Origin of the sequence: Enterobacter sp. SM3 (genome assembly GCF_009811935.2) — a bacterium.
Taxonomy (GTDB): domain Bacteria; phylum Pseudomonadota; class Gammaproteobacteria; order Enterobacterales; family Enterobacteriaceae; genus Enterobacter; species Enterobacter asburiae_D.
Genome location: NZ_CP099971.1, coordinates 1,514,386 through 1,537,806, shown reverse-complemented (window position 1 = coordinate 1,537,806; position 23,421 = coordinate 1,514,386). Strand labels below are relative to the sequence as shown.

Here is a 23,421-nt window from a genome sequence, read left to right as displayed (position 1 = left end):
GCGTTCTACTTTTCTTATTCAATCATTCGGTAACGACGTTGCCACGTCACGATCTCACCGGCTTCGTTATTCACCTGAAGCTGGCTCACCACGCGAAGCGTTAATTCATCGGTATTGCCGGTATAGTTCACGCGGAAATACCGGCTATTAATGGAGAGATAATCGGCCACCTGCGGGAGGTCGTCTTTTAACTGCGGGAAGGTCTGCTCCAGCGCTTTGCTGAAGGTTTCCATATTTTCCCAGCCGGTTTCAGGACGCGATTCAATCAGGCGAGCGGCATCATCTTCATTAAGTTTTCCGGGGAACAGGGCGGCCAGTAAGGCGGCCTGTTCCGGTTTAAGGGTATTCACATCCACCCTGCTGGCGGAGTCCGGCAGCGCGCACAGCAGCTTGCTCACCTTCGGATAAGCGGCAGCCGGAAACGCAGGCAGCATCTTGATCTCGGCAATGGTGCGCATCATCTGGTTCGCCGGCTGGCGAGCGGGGACCACACCTGCCCAGGCATCGGTCTCTGCCCCCTCTTTGGCCGTGGTCGTGTCGCCATCGAGATAGTCCACCAACTGCAGATACACCTCTTCCGCGTTGGTCTGGCTCAGGCCGCTCTGCGTCAGAAGCTGTTCAACAATCTGCTCTCTGCGGGGCTTTTCCGGCACCGCCGGGGCGGTTTGTCCCTGGGCAATTTTTTCCACCGCCAGCAGGTTGTTGACGTTAAAGCAGTCCTGCGCGTCCTCCACCTGGCTGACCACCGTGTAGTCTTCGCCGCGGGTTTCCAGCGGCTGATGCCAGTCGCCATCGAGGGAGAGCGCTTTGCTTTCCCCGCTGGCGTCAGCCTGCAGACGGTCTTTCACCACCTTTTCCTGGGCCTGCATCGCCCAGCGCAGCTGCTGCTGGCTCACCTGGTAATGCGTTTTTTGCAGGTTGCGGCAGAACTGCTGGCTGATTTTGGCGGCCAGCGCCGACATCATCACCAGCAGGATCAGCACCACCAGCAGGGCAACGCCTTTCTGTTTCTGTAATCGGCTCATGGCTTCACTTCCGGTGCAGGCTGCGGCGCAGGCGCGGCCTCTGGCGCTGCGGCAGGTGCTGGTATGGCCGCGTCAGGCAGATCGCCCGGCGTCGTAAACACCCAGCGCCAGGTGTCGCCGTTTTCCATGGTCAGCGTCAGCTCCACGCCGTTCGGCAGGTGCGCCGGGTCGCTCCAGCTTTTAAGCCAGCCCTGACGGTAAAAACGCCACTCCAGCGATTTCACCTCGCTGACAATCGGCACCTCGTCGGGTTTGGCGTCCGCCGGGCCGTCAATCACCGGCCAGACGTCGCGATACAATCGCCCCGCTTCCAGCCGCCAGCGCACGCGCTCCAGCTGGACCGTTCCGCTCACGCCGTTCAGCGTGGTCAGTTCAAGCGCATCGTCCGCCTGGCGAAACAGTTCCGGCTCGTTGCGCGGCGCGCGCGCCTGCAGCTGGTAGAAATCGCGCTCCATCAGGTTCCAGGCCCGCTGGAGCTGATTGAGCTTCGCCGCGCTGGCATCGGTGGCCGAACTGGTGCGCATCGCGCCGTCCAGAATTTGCCAAGCCAGGGTGCTGATCACCGCAAAGATGGTCAGCGCAATCATGATCTCCAGCAGGGTAAAACCGCGCTGGCGTCGGGTGTTCTTCACTTGCTCTCTCCCGGCGGAGCGATCTGCAGCGAAATAACCGGCTGGCTGTCGTCGCCTTCGGCGTAAACGCGGATGGCGTTAGCCCAGCCGCTGTCGGCGGTTTTGATCCGCTGCTTTCGCCAGTTCCAGCTGCGCCCGCCCATGATTTCCGTTCCCTGCTGCTCAGCATCCGGGAAGTCGGTTTTCGCGAGCTGCGCTTCTGCCAGCTGATTTTCCGCCACCCAGCTCGCCTGCAGCGTGTCGGCCAGACCGTGGGTAAAACGCACGTTCAGGGACACCGAGTTCATCAGCGCCAGCGCGGCGGTGGAGAAGATCACCAGCGCGACCATCACTTCCAGCAGGGTCATGCCCGTTTGCTTGTTTTTGCCGTTAGCCATCGTTTTCTACCGATACCGGGGCCGCGCCTTGCGACACCACGCGGAAATGGTGCTGTTTGTCGTAGCTTTGCAGCGTCAGCGTGAAGCGGCTGATTTCGCCGTCAGGCAAAAAGAGCACCTGCGGGTCGGACGTTACCGTGGCGGCCAGGCGCTGGGGAGAGAGCGAAACGTGCATCTCCTCCGGGAAATCGCCTTTGGTGGTAATACGCCCCGCGGATAACGGCACCCAGCGGTGCTCGCCGTTTTTATCTTCAAGCGTCACAAGCTGATAGCTATCCGTGGTCAGCACCAGCCCCACAATATTGCCGTCCATCACCGCGCGGTCTGAACCATAATCAACGAGGGCTTTTAATTGCTGTCCAAATATATCCGCACCGCTGCGCGAAGGTATTGTTGACACCACCATCATGGCGCAGCTGGCAAATATCACCAGCGCCAGAATAATTTCCAGCAACGTAAAGCCGCGTTGGCGTTTCATTATTTCTCTTTCTTATCCAGAGACCAGTTCGTAATATCGTCAGCGGTATTGGCTTCACCGTCCGGACCGGCAGAGAAGACGTCAACCGCACCATGTTCGCCCGGGCTCACCAGGATATAATCCCCGCCCCACGGATCCTGCGGCAGGCGGCGGATATAGCCATCGGCGCGGTAGCCGTTCGGGATGGGCGCGATTTCAGGCTTGGTCACCAGCGCCTGTAAACCCTGCTCTGTTGTCGGGTAGCGGTGGTTATCCAGCTTGTACATATCCAGCGAGCCTTCGAGCGCGACAATATCGCTGGTCGCTTTTTGCGTATCCGCTTTTTCTTTATTGCCCATTAAGTTTGGCACCACCATACTCGCTAAAACGCCGAGAATAACGATCACCACCATTAATTCGAGCAACGTGAAGCCCGCCTGGCGAGCCAGGTGTTTTCTTTTTATAGCCATGATTTAACCTACCATATTATTAAGTTGCAGAAGCGGTTGTAATATTGACAGCACGATGAATAAAACAATCGTCGCCATGGATACCACCAGCGCCGGTTCAAATACCGACAGCGTTAACGTAATGCGATGTTGTAATGCCGATTCCTGGTTTTCCGCCGCGCGGTCCATTAAATTGCCCAATTCCCCGCTCTCTTCGCCGGAGGCAATCATGTACAGCATGGTCGGCGGGAATAGCTTCGCCTGTTCAAGCGCCGCGTAAAGCGATGCCCCCTGGCGCACGGTATCCGCGGCCTGCTCCAGCACCTGCCGGGCGTAGAGGTTTTCGATACCGTCCATCGCGATATACATCCCCTCCAGCAGCGGCACGCTGCTGGCCTGCAGAATGCTCAGGGTGCGGATGTAGCGGGCGCTGTTGATGGCGCAAACCAGCTTTTTAATCGGCGAGCCGTTCACCAGCCAGCGGTTCCAGCGAAAACGGTTTTTGGCATTTCTGAGCCAGGTTTTAAAACCGACAAACCCACCGCCAAGGATCCCGACAATATAGATGCCGTAGGCCTGCAGGAAATCGCTCACCGCAATCAGCGTGCGGGTGGTGATCGGCAGCTGCTGCTTCATGTGGGTGAACTGCTCGATCACCTGCGGCACCACCGCCACCAGCAGAATGCTGATGACCGCGATGGCCACCACCGTCAGGGTGATCGGGTAGACCATCGCCTGCGTCAGCTTGCTTTTCATCTTCTGGCGCTGCTCGTTGTACTCCGCCAGCTTCTCCAGCACGTCGCCCAGGTGGCCGGTCTTTTCACCGGCCATCACCAGCGTGCAGTAGAGCTTGTCGAAGGTGCGCGGAAACTGGCTGAAGGCGTCAAACAGCGTGTGCCCTTCCACCACCTTTTCACGAATTTCCACCACCATCGCCGCCAGCTTTTTGTCTTCCGTCTGCTTCGAGATGGCCTTCAGCGCGCTCTCCAGCGGCAGCGCGGCGTTGACCAGCGTGGAGAGCTGGCGGGTAAACATCGACAGCACCGGCGTGGAGAGCTTTGCCCCGGTTTTTGCCTTACCGGACGCCGCCGCCTCGCGGGTTTCGGTGATGCTGACGGGCATCAACTTTTGCTCGCGCAGCATCTGGCGAACCTGCTTTTGCCCCTCGGCCTGCAGGGTGCCGCGCTGGGTTTTGCCCACCGCATCCGTCGCCGTCCAGGCGTAGAAGGCCATTACGCATCCCCCCCGCGCTCGGCGGTGACGCGCATCACCTCTTCCAGAGAGGTTACGCCGCTAATCACCTTCAGCAGCCCGTTTTCGCGCAGGCTGTAGGCCTGCTTAAAGAGCTGCGTTTCGATGGACATTTCATCCTTATCTTCATGGATGGCGCGGCGCATGGTGCTGTCCACCACCAGAAATTCATGAATACCGGCGCGGCCCTGATAGCCGCTCTGGCGGCAGTGCTCGCAGCCCACCGCGCGGTAAATCGCTTTGGGCGGCGCGTCCATAAAGCTGAACAGCGCTTTTTCATTGGCGTCCAGCGGACTGGTGGTCCGGCAGTGCGTACACAGCCGACGCACCAGACGCTGGGCAATGACACCGAGCAACGATGAACCGATTAAAAAAGACTCCAGCCCCATGTCCCGCAGACGGGTAATCGCCCCTGCGGCACTGTTGGTGTGCAGCGTAGACATGACCAGGTGACCGGTGAGCGACGCCTGCACCGCAATTTGCGCGGTTTCGCCGTCGCGGATTTCCCCGATCATCACCACGTCCGGGTCCTGACGCAGAATGGCACGCAGCCCGCGGGCAAAGGTCATGTCCACGCGCGGGTTAACCTGCGTCTGTCCCACCCCTTCCAGCTCGTATTCAATCGGGTCTTCAACGGTCAGAATGTTGCGCTCGTGGCCGTTCAGCGCCGAGAGAATGGCGTACAGGGTGGTACTTTTACCGGAGCCCGTGGGCCCGGTGACCAGGATGATGCCGTGCGGGCGGTCAATCAGCCCTTTTAACTTCTCCAGCTCTTCATCAATCAGCCCCAGCTTGTTGATGTCGGGCTTCAGGTTGCTTTTGTCGAGCAGGCGCATGACCACGCGCTCGCCGTACTGGGACGGAATGGTCGACACGCGAACGTCGATCGCCTTGCGGCCAATGCGCAGGGAGATACGGCCATCCTGCGGCAGGCGCTTCTCGGCGATGTCGAGTTTTGACATGACCTTGATGCGCGACACCAGCAGCGGCGCGAGCTTACGCGCAGGCTGCAGCACCGGGCGCAGCACGCCGTCGACGCGAAAGCGGATACTCAGCGTGCGCTCGAAGGTTTCGATATGGATATCCGACGCGCCGTCTTTCACCGCCTCGCCGAGAATGGCGTTGATCAGGCGGATCACCGGGGAGTTTTCGTCGTTATCGAGCAGATCCTCGTTGTCCGGGATCTCCTCGGTTAACGCCATCAGGTCGATATCCGCGTCCATGTCGTCCACCAGCTGCTGCGATACGCCGCTGCTCTGCTGCCAGATTTTGGCCAGCAGCTCATCAAAGGCTTCCGGCGTCAGGGTCACCGGGACGAACGCGCGTCCCAGCACCCGGCGCACCTCCAGCAGTGCAAACGCCGGGGTGTCTTCACGGATATAGACGTCGTTGTTGTAAAACAGAACGCCGTTATCTTTCGCGTAGCTGCTGCTACACAGGGTTTTAGTCAGTTCGTCCACGGTGCCCTCTCCGCCTTAGTGTTTAAACGGATTGCGCGGTGCGCTGGCGCTGGTTTTTACCGGCGCGGCGCTGGCGTCAACGGGAAACGCAGGCAGTACCGCGTTATCCGTGGGTTCGATAATGCCGAGCTTTTTCTCTTCCAGGCGCTGCTGCTGGCGGGCGCGGATCTGGTCATATTTCTCTTTCGACGCCGCGCTGTAGTTGTCGTCGTCACGCAGAACGGTGGTATGGATAAACACCATCAGGTTGCGTTTCGACGTATCCTGCGAGGTGTAGCGGAACAGCTGGCCGACCAGCGGGATATCGCCCAGCAGCGGCACTTTGGAGACCGACTGCTTGGTAACGTTTTCCATCAGGCCGCCGAGCACCACCGTCTGCCCGCTGTGCACCATCACTTCGTTATTGATGGTGCGGGTGTTAAAGGTTGGGCCGAGGCTGGCGTCTTCCGTCGCGCTGTTGTCGACGCTGGAGACTTCCTGCTCAATCTTCAGGTGGATCATGTCGCCGTCGTTGATTTGCGGCACAATTTTCAGCTTGGTACCGACGGTCTTACGCTCGACGGAGTTAAAGACGTTGTCGCCGCTGGTGGTCTGGGAGCCGGAAAGCACCGGCACGTCCTGACCGACGTTGAACGACGCCTCTTTGTTATCCAGCGTCACCACGCTTGGCGTGGAGAGAATGTCGTTTTTGCCGTCGGTGGAGAGCGCGGTCATCAGCGCCCCGAAATCGCCGTTAAAGAAGCCGGTCGCCAGGCCAGTGAAGCTCGCCCCCTTCATGGTGCCGTTCTTAATCTGGCTGATTGGCAGGCCGGTGGAGCCGAACTGCACGCCGCCGTGCTTGCTGGTCCACTGCACGCCGAGATCCAGGCCGTTACCGTCCTGCACTTCAGCAATGATCGCTTCCACCAGCACCTGCGGACGGCGGATGTCGAGCTTGTCGATCACCTTCTCCAGAGAATTCATCACGTTAGGCTGGGCGGTGATCACCAGCGAGTTGGTTGACTCGTCGGCGCTGATGTTCAGATCGCTGGACGCGGTGGCGGTTTTCGCCTTCGGCGTGCCGGCCTTGTCTTTCAGCTGTTCGCCAATCCCGGTGAGCACCGGAACCACCTTCGTGGCGCTGGCGTATTTGAGATAGAAGACGCGGGTATTCCCCTCGTTGTTCTGCTCGCGATCCAACTGATGGATCAGGGAGCGGGTACGCATGCGCGCATCCTCCGAGCCGCTGATCACCAGGCTGTTGGTTTCGTCATCCGCCACCACTTTGGTCGCCAGCTGCGGCGCGTTCTGCCCCTTCTGCTCTTCGTTGTTGAGGTTGTTCAACATGTCCGAGAGCTCTTTGGCGGAGGCAAAGCGCAGCGGCACGATCTCGCGGCGCTGAACACCGTCCTTATCGACGCGCTGCACCAGATCCACCAGGCGGTTCACCACCGAGGCTTTACCGGTCAACAGCAGCACGTTGGACGGCTCGAAGTGCACCACGTTGCCGATGCCGGTGGCATCGTTGAGCTGGCGCAGCAGCGGAGCGAGTTCGCGTACCGGCACGTTTTCCATGCGCACCACGCGGGTGATGATCTCATCGCCTTTGCCCGGGTTTTTGCTGTCCGCCAGCGGCGCGCCGGCGGTGCGGGCCACGCTTGAGCGCACCACTTTCACCATGCCGTTGTCCATTGGGATCACCGACAGGCCGTACAGGTCCAGCACGCTCAGGAAGAACTGGTAGTACTCATCTTCCGTCAGCACGTTGTAGGTTCGCACCGACACCGAGCCCTGAACGGACGGGTCGACGAGAATGGTTTTATTCAGATTGCGGCCTACCGTATCGATAAACTCGCGGATATCGGTATTTTTAAAGCTCGCGCTAAAGTTGGCTGCAAGCAGCGAACTCGAATATAACGACAATGCGGTCAGCGCCACGCACGCCCAAGGAAATTTCTTCATGTCTGTACACTTGTTAATTGTTTAGAACATTAACCCGAATATTTTCAAGGTGAGCGTGACGTCTGACGACGACCTCCGCTTCTTTCATTTTCGACCAGCTGGCAATAATACTTTTTGCCTTTGCTTCGTCGGTCATATCGACAGAGTTGACTTTTACTGCCACGTCACCCTTTTTCAGCCCTGAATGGCTGTAGAAGGAGGAGGCATTCCTTGGATTAATGTTGTAGCCTTCCAGTTGGCCCTTTTCGATTAACGGCTTTAACACCAGATAATCATTCAGATGCACGCTTTCCGCGCCTGCATCTTTCGTCGATTTGGTTACCGGGCCGCTGTCAACGCCGCCCTTAAAATAATCAGGCTTATTTAACGCCAGTACCTGCGTAGCACCTTCGTAATTAACCACCACATTGTCTTTGTTTATTTCCTGAATAAAAGCATCGTTAAAACCGGTCAGCGGCTCGCCTTCACGGTAGCTCTTCTGGCCGCCCGGCGTTTTGATAACCGCGAAGGAGAGCCAGGCGTCATCGCTGCGCACGATCCCTTCGATCTCCGCTGCCAGCGGGGCTTTTACCGCCGTCGGAACGTTATCCTGACGAACTGCTGCGGTAAAAAGCGTGAATGTCTTTTCGTTACGAGGCGTTTTCAGCGGCTGCGCATCAGAATTAGCCAACTTATTCGTAACTTTTTTATAATCTTTAAACGTCAGATACCCTTGCTGGCCGCAAAAAATTAACAGCACGAACATAATGCAAGGCGTTATCCACCGTGACAGAAATGAGAACCTCATTTTTCATCTGGCCTTTAACAAAGCGAAAATAAGCAGCGTCGTGCTGCGCCAATATGTGAGCAAAGAGTAATTTCCCGCTGTAAAAACAACCACTGACTTTGCCGCTAACTTTCATACAGAAAAATATTGACCGTATAAAATCCAGATGTTAGGCCTCACCGGCAGGATATTTTTACCCTGTGCGCAAATTGACCACCCTATAGCGTTGCTTTACTTTCTCGTCCTGTTGCTATTCCTAATCAGAGACGGTAAGTCGTTATGTATCAGAGCCACTTTAATTTTAAAAATCCGCCCTTTCGGAAAATAACCCGTGTATCCGGGGATTTTCTGGTGCCTTATCATCAGGACGTGTTCAACCTGCTGAAAGAGAAAACCCAACGGGCGGGGATTACTGGGCTCTTTGCTGACGATGCTCCGCTGCTGGGCCAGTTCAGCGATGCCCTGAAGTCCGCGAGTCCTGGCGTGCTTGCCATCAACGCGTTCCCAAAACTGAGTGCCAGTAGCCTGCTGTACAAACTCAACCCGGGAACGAAAGAGAGCAAGAACCGGCTTCAGGCGGTGGATGCCGTACTGCACCAGTGGCAAGGGGGAAAAACCCGGTCAAAAGTGCTGGTGATTAACCATACCGAAGCCATGAAGGACACCTGTCGGGAAGTGCTGGCGATGCTGCTGACGCGCGCGCAGGAGCTGGAGTTTCGCCTGTCCATCGTGCTGATGGGGGCTGCGGATCAGGACACCGTTCTGATGCAGCAACCTGAGCTGCGCGAATATGCTCACACCCGTCACACCCTGCGTCCCCTTACCTGCCGGGAGTTTCTCGGCTACGTGCAGGCGCAGTGTGAAGAGCACGGGTGCGAGAACGCGCCGCTCACACCGGCGCGCGTGCGCAAGATGCATGCGCTAACCAGGGGGAATATCAGCAAGCTGAACGAGCTGGCGCACCTGTCGATGCTGGCCGCCTGGACCGAACGCGCAGCCCAGGTCAGCCCGCGTCATTTACGGCTGGCGGCAGGCGAGACGCTGCCTGCGAAAAAACACGGCAAGCGCCTGGCTACCGTCGGTTTATTCGCGTCCGTGCTGTTTGCCGCCTGCGGCTGGTATTTCACCTCCTCGATCGGAGCAAAACTTCCGGTTCAGCTCCCGGTTCCCGCGAGCTGGAAACAGCAGACGCCGCGCGTTCAGGCCCCGGTGGTGCCGGTTATCGACAACGAGGTGGTGAATCAGCCGGATGCAATGCATCAGCTCTATCTGATGTGGGGGTATGACGCCTCGGCGGACGATGCCCTGTGTCAAAACGCCGCGAAGGTGAACCTGATTTGTAAGCAGGGGAACGCCTCACCGGAGGCGCTGGCGCAGGAAGGCTATCCGTGGGTGAGCGAGCTGAAAACCGGCAACCACCTCAACTATGCCGTGGTCGCCCGCGTCGGGGATAACTCGCTCGACCTGCTGATGAACAACCGCACCTGGCAGGTAAGCCGCAGCTGGTTTAACCAGCATGCCACCGGGAACTACACCCAGCTGCACCGCCTGACGCCGGATGGCAAAGACGCCATCAGCGCCGCCAGCGATGCGAAAGACATGGGCTGGCTTGACCAGCAGCTGAGCGTGGCCCTTAACCAGCCGGAAACCCATGCCCAGACCTGGACGGCGGAGATGATGAAACGCACCCGTGAGTTCCAGCAAAAAATGCATCTGCACGTGGATGGCATTCCAGGGGAAGATACGCTGATGCAGTTAATGCGTGAAACCCATTCCACGCCGAGCGTATTAATACAGGCCTCGCGCTCCACACCGGACGCTAAAAAGCAGGAGAAGCATTCCTGATGTCTACCATCTGTCTTGCTGCCCAGCGCAGCTACACTACCGGGGAAGCGGTCTGGTTTTCGTACCGCCTTCCCAGCCTGAGAAAAGTCTTCGGCAACGCCTTTTTATGGACGTTGGGCCTGTGCGCCATGCTGATGGCGGGGGGGTACGCGCATACTTACTGGAGCCTGCGTCATCCTGCGCCGGAACCGGTAAAAAAAGCGAGCGTCGCGAAACCCGAAACGCAGCTTTCCGATATGCACTACGTGTATGTGAGCAAGCCGTTCCCGCATCCTCATCCGAAACCGGCGCCGGTGCAGGCCGAGATCCCCGCCATGCAGGATCTGCCGATTAACAGCGACGATGCCGACTGGCAGCAGGCCCCCGACGGTGCCGAACCGCACGATACGTCGCGGGATACGTTACCCGGCACCGAAGCGCATGATGTCGCTCCCGCCAGCGCAGGCAGTGAGGATACCTCGTTAACAGAGTTGTTTAAGCAGGCGTTAAAAGAACAGGAGCAAGATTATTCGCAAGGCAAAATTCCTGCGCCGCCGGTGGACGAAACGCAGGATAATTCACAGTCGAGAGTGTTACATAAGGTGGATGACCGATCGCCTTTAAGTCAGAAAGGCGACCGGCTGGAGTAATTAATATTTCTCAGGCAACGTTGTCAGGTTAAGGAGTCGTCCTTTTTCCACAACAATATATTGACCTTTTTTCAGATCGGAGAGGATTTTAATAATGGTACTGCGCGCCAGGTTGGTGTATTCCTGAATATAATCGTAAATATTAATATCACGCTGATGATGAACGATCAGTTCATTAATCTCGTACAGGAATTCACGCACAACGGCGTAAGCGCTGCGGGCAACCAGCACATCGTCACGTTTGCTCAGCATGCAGATGTACCAGGAGAGCACTTTGGTCAACTCAGGCCATAAGTGTTTATCGGTCATCAGCTGCGCGAAGACCTCTTTCTTGATCGAGCGCACCACGGTGTTGGCGCGAACCAGCCCGTACATATGGGTTGAATTGTAGTACATCGACGAGAGACCAAAGATGCACTGGCCCGTTACTGTGAACATGCACAGCTCGTCGGATTCGCGTCGGAATTCCACTTCGCCGCTGACGATAATATGAATATATTGTGAATCAGACGTGGATATTTTCTGCCATTTCTTTAAGGTTTTTTCTTCTAAGCCTGAGGTTGCAGAAATAATGGCTTCCATTTCATGTTGCGGACGTAATTTTTTCGCATAGATGCTTAACATTGTTATACCCGATTTAAGATGTGAAATTTAAAAATGCAGGCACAAGGCAAAAAAAGCCTTAACCTTTGAATATTTTCCTGATGGCGTTCTCAAGGAGAAAAATAAAGAATAACTGCGATATATTTATTTGCCGCATTACTTAGCAAGCTATGTGTCTATCTTAAATCCGGATAATTTTAAGTCAATTAACTAAAAATGAATTGAGTTTGTACTTAAGATTAATCTGAAGAGAGTCAGGATGAGCTAAGGCATTCGGGGGCGACCGTAGGATCACCCCTGCCCGTATTTCTCCAGAAGGGCTTCGGCAATGGCCATCGTTTCGACGTCCGCGACGCCGTTCCACAGGTCAGGCCGGAAATGCATCTGGAACGCCGTGATAATGCGCTTTTGCTGCGCCGGGGTGCTGTCAGCCGGCACCTCATAGCCATACCGCGCGAGGAGATCGAGTAATGCTCCGGTATCCACCTGCTGATAGCGCGGACGCCCGTTTATATAGAACGCGACGCGCGCAGGATCGGGCCAGGCGCCAATGCTCTGCAAAGCAAGCTGGTGCCACGGGAACAGCGGACCGGGATCGTCTTTGCGCTGCGGAGCGATGTCCGAATGGGCCACCACGTTTTCAGGCCTGATGTTGTAGCGGGTAATAATGTCTCTGGCGAGCGGCACCAGCGCCGCAATTTGCGCAGGCTCAAACGGGGTAAAGTGCTTAACGCCCGACGTTTTTTGCCAGCCGCGGTTCTCCAGCTCAATGCCGACAGACGTATCGTTGATGCGGTTGGTGCCGCGCCAGAAGCTGATGCCTGCATGCCAGGCCAGTTCGCTCTCGGGTACCAGCTGCCAGATGCGCGGCTTACCGTCCGGGGCCGGGGGTTTCGCCGGGATCAAATAGTGAGAGCTGACGTTCTTATCCGTCAGCGTGGCCAGCGAGCTGTCAAAATCATCCGCGGTGTAGTGGATAACCAGCACCTTGATGCGCGGGTAAGCTGCCTGCGCCTGATGACGCGTATCCAGCTCGTAGGCGCCTTTGTCGATGATCCCTTTTTCGGTGGCACACCCTGCCAGCAGCAGCGCCAGCAGGAGTGTTGCAAACGAACGTCTCATCGGAGGGTTTTCACCGCCGTACCGCTTACGCTCACCATCAGCATGCTGGCATCTTTCCCGACCGTTTCGTAGTCGATATCAATCCCCACGACCGCATCGGCTCCGAGGGCTTCCGCCTGCTCGCCAAGCTCTTTAAAGGCGATTTCGCGCGCTTTACGCAGCTCTTTTTCGTATGCGCCCGAGCGGCCGCCAACGATGTCGCGGATACCGGCAAAAAAGTCGCGGAAGATATTGGCGCCGAGAATCGCTTCGCCGGTAACCACACCGCAATACTCGGTTATTGTCTGCCCTTCCAGGGTTGGCGTTGTTGAAAACTGCATGGTTTCTCTCCTTCTTTAGCGTTCAATGCCTTAGGCACAGCATTATCGGTTCGTTACGCTATGATTGAAAGGATAGTTAATAAATAAGGAAATCAACATGCGCTATTCTGCTTTAACACTTTTGGTGCCCTGCGCGCTGGTGCTCAGCGCCTGTACCACCACGGTCACGCCAGCCTTTAAGGATATCGGTACCCGCAGCGGCCCCTGCATCGAGGGCGGCCCGGACACCGTGGCGCAGCAGTTCTATGATTATCGCATTCAGCACCGCAGCAACGATCTCACCGACCTGCGCCCGTATCTGAGCGACGGCCTGGCAAAACTGCTTAACGACGCCACCCGCGATCCGCAGCATAACGCCCTGCTGAAATCCGATCCGTTCTCCAGCCGCGCCACGCTGCCGGACAGCGCCGAAGTGGCCAGCGCGTCAACCATCCCGAACACGGATGCCCGCAATATTCCGCTGCGCGTGAAGCTGACGCAGGGCACCCAAACGTGGCAGGATGAAGTGCTGATGATCCGTGAAGGACAGTGCTGGGCGGTAGACGACGTACGCTACGTTGGCGGCAGCGTTCATGCCCCGGCAGGCACGCTTCGCCAGTCGATTGAGAATCGCTAAACCCGCCGATACCACCTGGTTACCCCCGTAAAATGTGCGGCATTTCATGCGGAATGCCGACATTTATACTCGCCGACCATACCGTTCGCTATTTTGTGCTATGTTTAAGAGGAAACGCGGGTTATATTTAACTTTTAACGCATAAATATTGCATAACTATTCTGTCAACGGTACTATCTGCGGCCTCAATTGCTATAGATTGCCTGGATGAGTAAAGACTGCCCCGATGAGTATTAAACTAAACGGCATTAACTGCTTCTACGGCGCACACCAGGCGCTGTTTGACATCACGCTGAACTGCCCGGAAGGCGAAACGCTGGTTTTGCTTGGCCCAAGCGGTGCAGGCAAAAGCTCCCTTCTGCGCGTCCTTAATCTGCTTGAAATGCCCCGTTCAGGTACGCTGGCGATTGCCGGTAACCATTTTGACTTCGCGAAAACCCCGTCTGATAAAGCGATTCGCGAACTGCGTCAAAACGTCGGCATGGTCTTCCAGCAATACAATCTCTGGCCGCATCTGACCGTCCTGCAAAACCTGATTGAAGCGCCGTGCCGCGTGCTGGGGTTAAGCAAGGATCAGGCGATCGCCCGTGCTGAAAAGCTGCTGGATCGTCTGCGTCTTAAGCCTTACAGCGACCGCTATCCGCTGCACCTTTCCGGCGGTCAGCAGCAGCGCGTGGCCATTGCCCGCGCGCTGATGATGGAGCCTGCGGTACTGCTGTTTGATGAACCCACCGCGGCGCTGGACCCGGAAATCACCGCCCAGATCGTCAGCATTATTCGCGAGCTGGCGGAAACCAATATTACGCAGGTTATCGTCACCCACGAAGTGGAAGTGGCGCGTAAAACCGCCAGCCGTGTGGTCTACATGGAAAACGGTTATATCGTTGAGCAAGGTGATGCGAGCTGCTTCGCGAACCCGCAAACCGATGCCTTCAAAAACTATTTATCTCATTGATTGTGTCAGGGGAAATATAATGAAAAAAGTATTACTTGCCGTGCTGCTTGCTGGCGTTACCCTTTCCGCTACCGCAGCCCAGACCATTCGTTTTGCCACGGAAGCCTCTTACCCTCCGTTTGAGTCGATTGATGCGAACAATAAAATTGTTGGCTTCGACGTGGACCTGGCTAACGCCCTGTGTAAAGAGATCGACGCGACCTGTACCTTCAGCAACCAGGCGTTCGACAGCCTGATCCCAAGCCTGAAGTTCCGCCGTATCGACGCCGTGATGGCCGGTATGGACATCACCCCGGAGCGTGAAAAGCAGGTGCTGTTCACCACCCCTTACTACGACAACTCCGCCCTGTTCATTGGTCAGAAAGGTAAATTCACCTCTGTCGACCAGCTGAAAGGCAAAAAAGTCGGCGTGCAGAACGGCACCACGCACCAGAAATTCATCATGGATAAACATCCGGAAATCACCACCGTTCCGTATGACAGCTACCAGAACGCGAAGCTGGATCTGCAAAATGGCCGTATCGACGGCGTATTTGGTGATACCGCGGTCGTGACCGAGTGGCTGAAGGCCAACGACAAGCTGGCGCCAGTGGGCGACAAAGTGACCGATAAGGATTACTTCGGTACCGGTCTTGGGATTGCCGTTCGTCAGGGCAACACTGAGCTGCAGCAGAAATTCAACGCTGCGCTGGAAAAAGTGAAGAAAGACGGCACCTACGAAACCATCTACAAAAAATGGTTCCAGAAGTAATTCCTGATGAATGAAATTTTTCCTTTAGCAAGCGCCGCCGGGATGACCGTCGGCCTTGCCGTTTGCGCACTGATTATCGGCCTCGTGCTGGCGATGTTCTTTGCGGTGTGGGAATCCGCGAAATGGTTCCCCGTCGCCTGGACAGGCTCCGCGTTGGTCACCGTGCTGCGCGGGCTACCGGAAATTCTGGTGGTCCTGTTTATCTATTTCGGCTCTTCACAGCTGCTGCTCACGCTGTCTGACGGCTTTACCCTCAATCTCGGCTTTGCGCAGATCCCGGTGCAGATGCAGATTGAAAACTTCGACGTCAGCCCGTTCCTGTGCGGCGTGATTGCTCTCTCCCTGCTCTACTCCGCGTACGCGTCGCAAACGCTGCGCGGTGCGCTGAAAGCCGTGCCGCAGGGTCAGTGGGAGTCGGGTCAGGCGTTAGGCCTGTCGAAGTCAGCCATCTTCTTCCGTCTGGTTATGCCGCAGATGTGGCGCCATGCCCTGCCGGGCCTAGGCAACCAGTGGCTGGTGCTGCTGAAAGATACCGCACTGGTAAGCCTGATAAGCGTTAACGATCTGATGCTGCAAACCAAAAGCATCGCCACCCGTACCCAGGAGCCCTTTACCTGGTACATTGTGGCGGCGGCTATCTACCTGGTGATCACGTTGCTCAGTCAGTACATCCTCAAGCGTATTGACCTGCGTGCGACGCGCTTTGAACGGAGACCAGGCTGATGCTTGAATATTTCCCCGAGCTGATGAAAGGGCTGCACACCAGCCTGACGCTGACCGTGGCGTCCATTATCGTGGCGCTGATCCTGGCCCTTATCTTCACCATCATCCTGACGCTGAAAACGCCGGTGCTGGTGTGGATTGTGCGCGGTTACATCACCCTGTTTACCGGTACGCCGCTGCTGGTGCAGATCTTCCTGATTTACTACGGCCCGGGCCAGTTCCCGTCGCTGCAGGAGTATCCGGTTATCTGGCATCTGCTCTCTGAACCGTGGCTGTGTGCCCTGATTGCCCTTTCGCTCAACAGTGCGGCCTATACCACCCAGCTGTTCTACGGGGCGATCCGCGCCATTCCTGAAGGTCAATGGCAGTCCTGCGGGGCGCTGGGCATGAGCAAGAAAGACACGCTGGCGATCCTGCTGCCGTACGCCTTTAAGCGCGCGCTCTCCTCTTACTCCAACGAAGTGGTGCTGGTGTTCAAGAGTACCTCTCTGGCCTACACCATCACTCTGATGGAGGTGATGGGTCACGGACAGCTGCTCTATGGACGCACCTATGACGTGATGGTGTTCGGCGCGGCGGGCGTGGTCTACCTGGTGGTTAACGGTCTGTTGACGCTGATGATGCGCCTGATCGAGCGTAAAGCGCTGGCGTTTGAGCGCAGAAATTAACCACGCGAATGCATAAAACGGTATCTATGGAGCGGGTAACCTGATGGGTTATCCGCTTTTTTTTTGCCATTCCATAATACTTAATCATTTTTATTGCATATAAATTCATTAAATGGCATTGTACATCCATGCCGCAGACACGGCGCATAAATAAGACAGACGGGAGCATTACAATGAAAAAGTTAGTTCTGGCCGCATTACTCGCCACCTTCGCCGCTGGCGCATCCGCAGCAGATAAAATCAATTTTGGCGTTTCCGCCACCTATCCGCCGTTTGAATCGCTGGATGCCAGCAACCAGATCGTCGGTTTCGACATCGACCTGGCGAAAGCGCTGTGCAAACAAATGCAGGCCGACTGCACCTTTACCAACCATGCCTTCGACAGCCTGATCCCGTCACTGAAATTTAAAAAATACGATGCGGTGATCTCAGGGATGGACATCACGCCTGAGCGCAGCAAGCAGGTCGCGTTTACCGACCCGTACTATGCCAACTCTGCGGTCGTGATTGCGAAGAAAGGCGCTTATACCTCTTTCGATCAGCTGAAAGGCAAACGCATCGGCATGGAAAACGGCACCACGCACCAGAAGTACCTCCAGGACAAGCATCCTGAAGTGAAAACCGTAGCCTATGACAGCTATCAGAACGCGATTATCGACCTGAAAAATGGCCGTATCGATGGCGTATTCGGCGATACCGCCGTGGTGAACGAATGGCTGAAAACCAATCCGCAGCTGGGCACCGCTACCGAGAAAGTGACCGATCCACAGTACTTTGGTACAGGCCTCGGCATCGCGGTACGTCCGGATAACAAAGCCCTGCTGGAAAAACTGAACGGCGCGCTGAAAGCGATTAAAGCAGACGGTACGTACCAGAAAATCAGCGAGCAGTGGTTCCCGCAGTAATGTTTTTTGCCGGGTGACGCGGCCTACGGGGGTGGTAGTCTGTAGGCCGGGTAAGGCGAAGCCGCCACCCGGCACTCCCTCACAGCGGCACAAAGAACCTAAACCGTGCCCCGCTCGCCGACTCCATCAGCCTTATCCCGCCCCCGTGCAGCTCCAGCATCCGCTTAACGATTAACAGCCCCAGCCCGCCGCGATTCTCCCGCGATGCCTGGGTATTCAACGCCGATGGCCGCTGGAACAGATCGTCGCGCAGCGAGGCGTCCACGCCCGTTCCGCTGTCAGCCACTTCGACCTGCAGCCGTTCATTCTCCTGCCAGACCGCCAGACGAATTTCTCCGCCGCCAGGCGTATGGCGCATCGCGTTATCGAGCAGGTTGGTCACCACGCGTTCGATCATCGACACATCGGCGTTAATCAGCGGCAGCGGTCCCGGCACGTCAATATGCAGATTCACCTCGCGCGTGCGGGCGGTGAGCTCAAACTTCTGCGCCACGTCGGAAATCAGCTCCCCCATCGCGAAACGCTCGCGCTGCGGCTTAATGCCGCCGTGCTCAAGGCGCGCCAGCTCAAACAGCTGCTGCGACAGATGACGGACCTTTTGCCCCTGACGCAGCGCGGTGGCGAGATACTGCTGGTGCTCCTGCGGCGTCAGCGTGGCGGATTTTAGCGAAAGGGTTTCCAGATAGCCCAGCAGCGAGGTCAGCGGCGTACGGAGATCGTGCGAAATGTTGGCGATAAACTCCCGGCGCTGGCGATCGCTGTCGGCCAGTTGGTCCCACTGGCGGGTGATTTTACGCGCCAGCTCGATAAAGCTGTTGCGCAGGATCGCCACTTCATCCTTTGCCGCCGCGTCCGACGGCTGAACGGCCAGCTGCCTGATAGCGCTGATGCTGTCCTGCTCCAGCCCGGCGACTTCGACCGTCAGCTGTTTTACCGGGCGCGTGACCCAGTACCAGACCAGTAAACCTGCCAGCAGGCCAAACAGCGCAACCCACAGCAGTGACCACAGCACCGTGCTCCACAGCGCCTTGTGCCAGGCCATCTCCGCCAGCGCGTTGGACTCCTCGCCCTGCAAAATAATGTACAGGTAGCCTTTTAGCTCGCCGTCCTGCCGCAGCGGCGTGGCGCTAAAGACCTTTTTGTTTTGACTGCGCGGGTCGTCGCCCAGGATCGGTATAGCGGTACCGCTCAGGAAGGTCTGCACCGGGGCCAGATCGATTTTTTGCCGCTGAATGTGCCCCGGCGGTGCGGCGTCGGCCAGGATATCGCCGTCCGGGGAGACGACATACAGCTCAACGCTCGGATTAAAGGTCATCAGCCGGTCAAACAGCGGCTTGAGTGCCGTCCGGTCGACCCTGCCCTGCGCGTCCAGAATCGGTTCACGCTGAACGATCTGCTGCGCCAGCCCACCCGACAGCCGCTGCACCATCGCGTTACCGTACTGCGTACTGGTGTAGAGCTGTACCGCGCAGGCAACGGTGGCGCAGAGCATCATCAGCAGAATGAACAGCAGCGTCAGGCGCTGGCTCAGGCTAAAGCGGCGCATCATAATTTGGCTCCGCAAATTTATAGCCCTTGCCCCAGACGGTGCGAATAATCTCCGGCTCGGCGGCGTCCTTCTCAATCTTGATGCGCAGGCGGTTGATATGGGTGTTAACGGTGTGCTCATAGCCTTCGTGCTGGTAGCCCCAGACCTGCTCCAGCAGCGCCAGACGGGAAAACACCTCGCCGGGATGACGGGCAAAGAAGTAGAGCAGCTCGAACTCGCGCGGGGTGAGATCCACCACCTGGCCGTGAAGCAGCACGCTGCGCGCCAGCGGATCGATGGTCAGACCGTGGGCCTGAATTTGGCCGTCGGTTTGCGCCTGCCCCATCGCCTGCTGGCGGCGGAATAGCGCCTTGATGCGCGCAATTAATTCCTGCACCGAGAACGGCTTAGCCAGATAATCATCGGCGCCGGTTTCCAGCCCGGTAATGCGGTCGGTTTCGCTGCTGCGGGCGCTGATGATGATCACCGGCAGGTAACGCGTCATCTGACGGATGCGGCGACAAATCTCCAGACCGTCAACGTTGGGCAGCATCAGGTCGAGGATCACCGCGTCCCACGGCTGTTTTTCAAGGCGCAGTAAGGCATTGCCCCCGTCGGGCTCGTGGGTGATGGCGTAGCCTTCGTCTTCTAAATTGAGTCGCAGAAGCGCCGCGATATCGTGGTCGTCTTCCACCAGCAGGATCTGCTTCATGGGTAAGCCTTCAATCATTTCTTATGACGTAAGCTTACCTGATTTCGAGCGGGGGAAGAGTTCACATTTTGTTGAACATTGTGCGGGATTCATGCCGGGTGGCGGCTACGCCTTACCCGGCCTACCCGAACTCGTAGGCCCGGTAAGCGCAGCGCCACCGGGCGATGTTTAGGATTAGCGCGTTTTCACCAACAACGTCAGCACTTCATAATGCGCGGTATGCGGGAACATATCGAAAAGCTGCACGCGTTCAATGCGGTAGCCCGGTAGATGAGCGATATCTTTCGCCATGGTCTGTGCGTTACAGCTGGAATAGACGATGTACTCCGGTGCCATCTGGCTCAGGTAGTCGCACAGCGTGTTCCCGATGCCGCGGCGCGGCGGGTTGACCAGCACCAGCTCCGGCACGTTGCCCTGGCCGGTCGCAAACTGCGTGGAGTCCAGCGCCTGGAAGTGCAGATTCGTTAACCCCAGCCCGGCGGCGGACTGTTTCGCGCAGGCAATCGCTTCGGCGGAGATCTCAATTCCGGTGAGCTGCATCTCGGGCGTGGCGCAGTGCAGGCCAAAGCCGCCCACGCCGCAGAAGAGATCCCACATATGCTGGATGTTTAACGCACGCACCCAGTCGCGGGCGGTGGCGTACAGGCTGCTTGCCACGGTCGGGTTGGTCTGGAAGAAGCTTTGCGGGCGGATCCACAGCGGCACGCCGTTGAAGCTTTCGGCCAGCGCATGCGGCTCGGAGAAGAAAATCTCTTTCTCCCCTTCCATGATCGCCATATGCACCGGCTGAATATTCGCCGTAATGACCTTAAGCTGCGGGAGCTGCGCCTGCAGCCACGGCAGCGCCGCGCGCAGCTGCTCGAGCTTGGCTTCCGAACGCAGCACGAAGCGCAGCATCATGCCGCCGTCTTTCTGGCTTTCCGTCAGCAGAAGGTATTTTAGCTCGCCGCGCCTGCGGGCGACGTTATAAGGCGTTAACCCTGCACGCGCAATAAAGGGTTTCAGTGCGGCAAAGACGGGCTCAAATGAGGCGGGATACAGCGGGCAGTCGGTTAAGTCTTCCGGCGTGCCGTCGCGGTGCAGCATCCCCAGCAGCGGTTTTTCAACGCTGCCGCTGACCACCATTTTGGCTTTATTACGGAAACCCTGCTCCGGGCCGCTGACGGGTGCGCACCACTCGCCCACCGCGTGCGCTGCCAGCAGCTGTTGCAGGTCGGCCATTTTGGCGGTGAGTTGTTGAGAGACCGGCTGTTCTATCCACTGACAGGAGCGGCAGCGTCCGGCGTCATAGAGTGCGCACTGCATATGAAAACCTTAAGGATCACGAGGGCTGCGATTATACACATTATTGCAGGCGGAAGAACCGCCGACTGGAGGCGGGGATAAAAAGCAGGAACAGAACCAGCATGTCCGGGAGTTTTTGCATAAACAGCGCGCGCAGGATCTCGCGTTTGGATTCACCGGCAATGCTGAACAGCTCCGGGTAGCCGTATCCCAGCGAGGCGGCCCACAGATAGCTGGCGGCGGTAATTTGCGTCAGCAGATAGACCCAGCGCGCCCAGTTGCGCCCTTTGACCAGCGAAAACGCGCAGTAGATCTCGATAAACACCAGCACCAGGCTGCTCAAAAAGACCAGCGTCAGATTCCACGTCTGCACGCTGCGGTGAATGAATTCACCGATGCCGCGCACGCCCAGAGTGTTCAGAATCATCAGCACGTCCAGGCAGCGGATCATAATAATGGCGAGCGCCGCCACCTGAACCAGTGCAGGTACGTTAGGTCGCGCGTGCGTAGTACGTGATTTTTTTAATAATCCCAATGTTTTACTTCCCTGAAAAACAGTGCCGCGTCATGCGCGGCACATCACTGGAAATTTTAAATCCTTCAGCCGCGTCTTGCACGCTGGATATCGCGCACGCGCTGCTTTTCCGCGCGCGCCATCAAATACCAGGCGATAAATCCGACAATTCCGACCACGCCGAGGATGATAGAGGCCAGGGCGTTGATCTCCGGGTTGACCCCCATGCGTACGCTGGAGAAGACCAGCATCGGCAGCGTCGTCGCGCCCGGTCCGGAGACAAAGCTGGCGATAACCAGATCGTCCAGCGACAGCGTGAACGCCAGCAGCCAGCCGGAGATCACCGCCGGCATAATCATCGGCAGGGTGATGATGAAAAAGACCTTCAGCGGCGTCGCGCCAAGATCCATCGCCGCCTCCTCAATGGAGCGATCCAGCTCGCGCAGGCGCGAGGAGATCACCACCGCCACGTAGGCCGTACAGAAGGTGACGTGCGCCAGCCAGATGGTGAGCATGCCGCGATCCGCCGGCCAGCCTATGGCGTGCGCCAGGGCGACGAACAGCAGCAGCAGCGCGAGACCGGTGATCACATCCGGCATCACCAGCGGCGCGGTGATCATAAAGGCAAAGCCGTTGGAACCGCGAAAACGCCCGAAGCGCACCATCACCAGCGCGGCGATCGTGCCCAGCACCGACGCCATTGTCGCCGCCAGGGCGGCGATGGTCAGGCTCAGCCCCACCGCGCTCATCATCGCATCGTCGTGGAACAGCTCGCTGTACCAGCGCGTCGACCAGCCCGCCCAGACCGTCACCAGCTTGGAGCTGTTGAAGGAGTAAATCACCAGCATCAGCATCGGCGCATACAGGAAGGTAAAGCCGACAACGAGGATCGCTATCCGCCACGGGGAGCGTACTACCGGTAAGTTGTTCATCCGTGATCTCCCATCTGTTTCTGCTGATGCTTGTGGAACCACATGATCGGCACGATCAGCAGCAGTAACATCACAATCGCCACCGCCGAGGCCACCGGCCAGTCGCGGTTATTGAAGAACTCCTGCCACAGCACGCGGCCAATCATGATGCTGTCCGGGCCGCCGAGCAGTTCCGGGATCACAAACTCCCCCACCGCCGGGATAAAGACCAGCATTGACCCGGCGATAATGCCGCCTTTGGTCAGCGGGACAATGACGCTGAAGAAGGTTTTTAGCGGGCGGGCGCCGAGATCGAGCGACGCTTCCACCAGCGAGTAATCAATGCGCGTCAGGGCCGTGTATATCGGCAGCACCATAAACGGTAGATAGGCGTAAACAATCCCGATATAGACCGCAAGGTTGGTATGCAGGATGGTCAACGGCTGGTCGATCACCCCGAGCCACATGAGAAAGTTATTCAGCACGCCGTTGTTTTTCAGGATCCCCATCCAGGCGTAAACGCGGATCAGGAACGAGGTCCACGACGGCAGGATCACCAGCAGCAGCAGGATATTACGCGTCGACGGCTTGCTGTGCGCCACCGCCCACGCCAGCGGGTAGCCCATCACCAGGCAGCAGAGCGTCGAGATCGCTGCCACCTGAAGCGACTGCAGATACGCTTCGAAATAGAGCGGATCGTCGGTGAGCTGCAGGAAATTGCCGAGATTGAGCGTCAGCGTCAGCTGCCCGTCGGCCCAGTCCAGCAGGTTGGTATAGGGCGGGATCGCCCGCGCCATTTCCGCCAGGCTTATCTTGAAAACAATCAGGAACGGCAGCAGGAACAGCAGGATCAGCCACACGTACGGCATGGCGATCACCAGCTTGCGGCCGTGTTTCATCTGCATGCGCGTCAGAAAACCGGCAAAGGCGCCCGGCTTTTCTGCGCGGGCTGGAGGTTCAAGTGTGCTCATGATCGC

The 23,421-nt window shown here is 57.4% G+C and carries 26 protein-coding genes; 8 read left to right on the top strand and 18 right to left on the bottom strand.

Translation table 11 applies throughout. The features are described from left to right. Positions 1 to 14 precede the first annotated feature (14 nt). The 9 genes from gspK to gspC are packed head-to-tail and all read right to left on the bottom strand — an operon-like array spanning position 15 to position 8,337. Positions 15 to 1,025, bottom strand: a complete 1,011-nt coding sequence (gene gspK, locus GVO84_RS07160) for a type II secretion system minor pseudopilin GspK (protein WP_159513750.1) — start codon at positions 1,023 to 1,025, stop codon at positions 15 to 17. Then, positions 1,022 to 1,657, bottom strand: a complete 636-nt coding sequence (gene gspJ / locus GVO84_RS07155; protein WP_159513749.1) for a type II secretion system minor pseudopilin GspJ — start codon at positions 1,655 to 1,657, stop codon at positions 1,022 to 1,024. Before gspJ ends, gspK begins: the two co-directional genes overlap by 4 nt. Beyond that, complete coding sequence (gene gspI, locus GVO84_RS07150) at positions 1,654 to 2,034, bottom strand: type II secretion system minor pseudopilin GspI (RefSeq protein WP_159513748.1); 381 nt, start codon at positions 2,032 to 2,034, stop codon at positions 1,654 to 1,656. The genes gspJ and gspI overlap by 4 nt, the downstream gene beginning before the upstream one ends. Continuing rightward, a complete protein-coding gene (gene gspH / locus GVO84_RS07145; RefSeq protein WP_159513747.1) occupies positions 2,027 to 2,512 on the bottom strand; it encodes a type II secretion system minor pseudopilin GspH in 486 nt (161 codons plus the stop codon). The genes gspI and gspH overlap by 8 nt, the downstream gene beginning before the upstream one ends. Then, positions 2,512 to 2,961 carry a type II secretion system major pseudopilin GspG gene (gspG, locus tag GVO84_RS07140; protein ID WP_014169334.1) on the bottom strand — a complete coding sequence of 150 codons (450 nt, stop codon included), beginning with the start codon at positions 2,959 to 2,961 and terminating at the stop codon, positions 2,512 to 2,514. Before gspG ends, gspH begins: the two co-directional genes overlap by 1 nt. Positions 2,962 to 2,964: 3 nt before the next feature. Further along, positions 2,965 to 4,173, bottom strand: a complete 1,209-nt coding sequence (gspF, locus tag GVO84_RS07135) for a type II secretion system inner membrane protein GspF (protein ID WP_159513746.1) — start codon at positions 4,171 to 4,173, stop codon at positions 2,965 to 2,967. Continuing rightward, positions 4,173 to 5,651, bottom strand: a complete 1,479-nt coding sequence (gene gspE, locus GVO84_RS07130; protein ID WP_121425710.1) for a type II secretion system ATPase GspE — start codon at positions 5,649 to 5,651, stop codon at positions 4,173 to 4,175. The genes gspF and gspE overlap by 1 nt, the downstream gene beginning before the upstream one ends. A 15-nt stretch (positions 5,652 to 5,666) precedes the next feature. Next, positions 5,667 to 7,592, bottom strand: coding sequence for a type II secretion system secretin GspD (gspD, locus tag GVO84_RS07125; RefSeq protein ID WP_159513745.1), 1,926 nt, complete (start codon positions 7,590 to 7,592; stop codon positions 5,667 to 5,669). A gap of 13 nt (positions 7,593 to 7,605) precedes the next feature. Continuing rightward, on the bottom strand, positions 7,606 to 8,337 hold the full coding sequence (gene gspC / locus GVO84_RS07120) for a type II secretion system protein GspC (protein ID WP_159513744.1): 732 nt from the start codon (positions 8,335 to 8,337) through the stop codon (positions 7,606 to 7,608). A gap of 300 nt (positions 8,338 to 8,637) precedes the next feature. Between gspC and GVO84_RS07115 the strand changes: the two genes are divergently transcribed. Both GVO84_RS07115 and GVO84_RS07110 read left to right on the top strand, forming a co-directional pair. Continuing rightward, a complete protein-coding gene (locus GVO84_RS07115; RefSeq protein ID WP_159513743.1) occupies positions 8,638 to 10,203 on the top strand; it encodes an ExeA family protein in 1,566 nt (521 codons plus the stop codon). Beyond that, on the top strand, positions 10,203 to 10,832 hold the full coding sequence (locus GVO84_RS07110; protein ID WP_159513742.1) for a hypothetical protein: 630 nt from the start codon (positions 10,203 to 10,205) through the stop codon (positions 10,830 to 10,832). The genes GVO84_RS07115 and GVO84_RS07110 overlap by 1 nt, the downstream gene beginning before the upstream one ends. On the opposite strand, the gene GVO84_RS07105 is transcribed toward GVO84_RS07110, so the two are convergent. The 3 genes from GVO84_RS07105 to GVO84_RS07095 form a co-directional block, all read right to left on the bottom strand. After that, on the bottom strand, positions 10,833 to 11,456 hold the full coding sequence (locus GVO84_RS07105; protein WP_159513741.1) for a helix-turn-helix domain-containing protein: 624 nt from the start codon (positions 11,454 to 11,456) through the stop codon (positions 10,833 to 10,835). It abuts the gene before it with no gap. Positions 11,457 to 11,726: 270 nt separating this feature from the next. Then, positions 11,727 to 12,557 (bottom strand): N-acetylmuramoyl-L-alanine amidase, encoded by an 831-nt coding sequence (locus GVO84_RS07100; RefSeq protein WP_159513740.1) that lies wholly within the window; start codon positions 12,555 to 12,557, stop codon positions 11,727 to 11,729. Beyond that, complete coding sequence (locus GVO84_RS07095; protein WP_023310944.1) at positions 12,554 to 12,877, bottom strand: heavy metal-binding domain-containing protein; 324 nt, start codon at positions 12,875 to 12,877, stop codon at positions 12,554 to 12,556. The genes GVO84_RS07100 and GVO84_RS07095 overlap by 4 nt, the downstream gene beginning before the upstream one ends. Before the next feature lie 97 nt (positions 12,878 to 12,974). On the opposite strand from GVO84_RS07095, the gene GVO84_RS07090 reads away from it, so the two are divergent. The 6 genes from GVO84_RS07090 to artJ all read left to right on the top strand — a co-directional run bounded on the left by GVO84_RS07090 (position 12,975) and on the right by artJ (position 17,495). Next, positions 12,975 to 13,493: a lipoprotein gene (locus tag GVO84_RS07090; RefSeq protein ID WP_159513739.1), complete on the top strand. Its 519-nt coding sequence runs from the start codon at positions 12,975 to 12,977 to the stop codon at positions 13,491 to 13,493. Positions 13,494 to 13,719: 226 nt separating this feature from the next. Continuing rightward, the gene (artP, locus tag GVO84_RS07085) at positions 13,720 to 14,448 is read left to right on the top strand and encodes an arginine ABC transporter ATP-binding protein ArtP (protein WP_023310942.1); all 729 of its coding nucleotides are present in this window, start codon (positions 13,720 to 13,722) and stop codon (positions 14,446 to 14,448) included. Positions 14,449 to 14,467: 19 nt separating this feature from the next. Further along, the gene (artI, locus tag GVO84_RS07080) at positions 14,468 to 15,199 is read left to right on the top strand and encodes an arginine ABC transporter substrate-binding protein ArtI (protein WP_008500032.1); all 732 of its coding nucleotides are present in this window, start codon (positions 14,468 to 14,470) and stop codon (positions 15,197 to 15,199) included. A 6-nt stretch (positions 15,200 to 15,205) separates the two neighbouring features. Next, the gene (artQ, locus tag GVO84_RS07075; RefSeq protein ID WP_025756069.1) at positions 15,206 to 15,922 is read left to right on the top strand and encodes an arginine ABC transporter permease ArtQ; all 717 of its coding nucleotides are present in this window, start codon (positions 15,206 to 15,208) and stop codon (positions 15,920 to 15,922) included. Further along, the gene (gene artM / locus GVO84_RS07070) at positions 15,922 to 16,590 is read left to right on the top strand and encodes an arginine ABC transporter permease ArtM (RefSeq protein WP_023310940.1); all 669 of its coding nucleotides are present in this window, start codon (positions 15,922 to 15,924) and stop codon (positions 16,588 to 16,590) included. The genes artQ and artM overlap by 1 nt, the downstream gene beginning before the upstream one ends. A gap of 173 nt (positions 16,591 to 16,763) precedes the next feature. Beyond that, positions 16,764 to 17,495 (top strand): arginine ABC transporter substrate-binding protein ArtJ, encoded by a 732-nt coding sequence (gene artJ, locus GVO84_RS07065; protein ID WP_021240923.1) that lies wholly within the window; start codon positions 16,764 to 16,766, stop codon positions 17,493 to 17,495. 79 nt (positions 17,496 to 17,574) lie between these two features. On the opposite strand, the gene GVO84_RS07060 is transcribed toward artJ, so the two are convergent. From GVO84_RS07060 to potH, 6 genes are all read right to left on the bottom strand, one after another. Continuing rightward, the gene (locus GVO84_RS07060; RefSeq protein WP_159513738.1) at positions 17,575 to 19,044 is read right to left on the bottom strand and encodes a sensor histidine kinase; all 1,470 of its coding nucleotides are present in this window, start codon (positions 19,042 to 19,044) and stop codon (positions 17,575 to 17,577) included. Further along, complete coding sequence (locus GVO84_RS07055; RefSeq protein WP_159513737.1) at positions 19,028 to 19,735, bottom strand: response regulator transcription factor; 708 nt, start codon at positions 19,733 to 19,735, stop codon at positions 19,028 to 19,030. The genes GVO84_RS07060 and GVO84_RS07055 overlap by 17 nt, the downstream gene beginning before the upstream one ends. 174 nt (positions 19,736 to 19,909) lie before the next feature. Then, on the bottom strand, positions 19,910 to 21,040 hold the full coding sequence (gene rlmC, locus GVO84_RS07050; protein WP_159513736.1) for a 23S rRNA (uracil(747)-C(5))-methyltransferase RlmC: 1,131 nt from the start codon (positions 21,038 to 21,040) through the stop codon (positions 19,910 to 19,912). A 40-nt stretch (positions 21,041 to 21,080) separates the two neighbouring features. Continuing rightward, the gene (locus tag GVO84_RS07045) at positions 21,081 to 21,554 is read right to left on the bottom strand and encodes a YbjO family protein (RefSeq protein ID WP_029739448.1); all 474 of its coding nucleotides are present in this window, start codon (positions 21,552 to 21,554) and stop codon (positions 21,081 to 21,083) included. Positions 21,555 to 21,619: 65 nt separating this feature from the next. After that, positions 21,620 to 22,465, bottom strand: a complete 846-nt coding sequence (potI, locus tag GVO84_RS07040) for a putrescine ABC transporter permease PotI (RefSeq protein WP_047648224.1) — start codon at positions 22,463 to 22,465, stop codon at positions 21,620 to 21,622. After that, positions 22,462 to 23,415 (bottom strand): putrescine ABC transporter permease PotH, encoded by a 954-nt coding sequence (gene potH, locus GVO84_RS07035; protein ID WP_023335064.1) that lies wholly within the window; start codon positions 23,413 to 23,415, stop codon positions 22,462 to 22,464. Before potH ends, potI begins: the two co-directional genes overlap by 4 nt. Positions 23,416 to 23,421 lie beyond the last annotated feature (6 nt).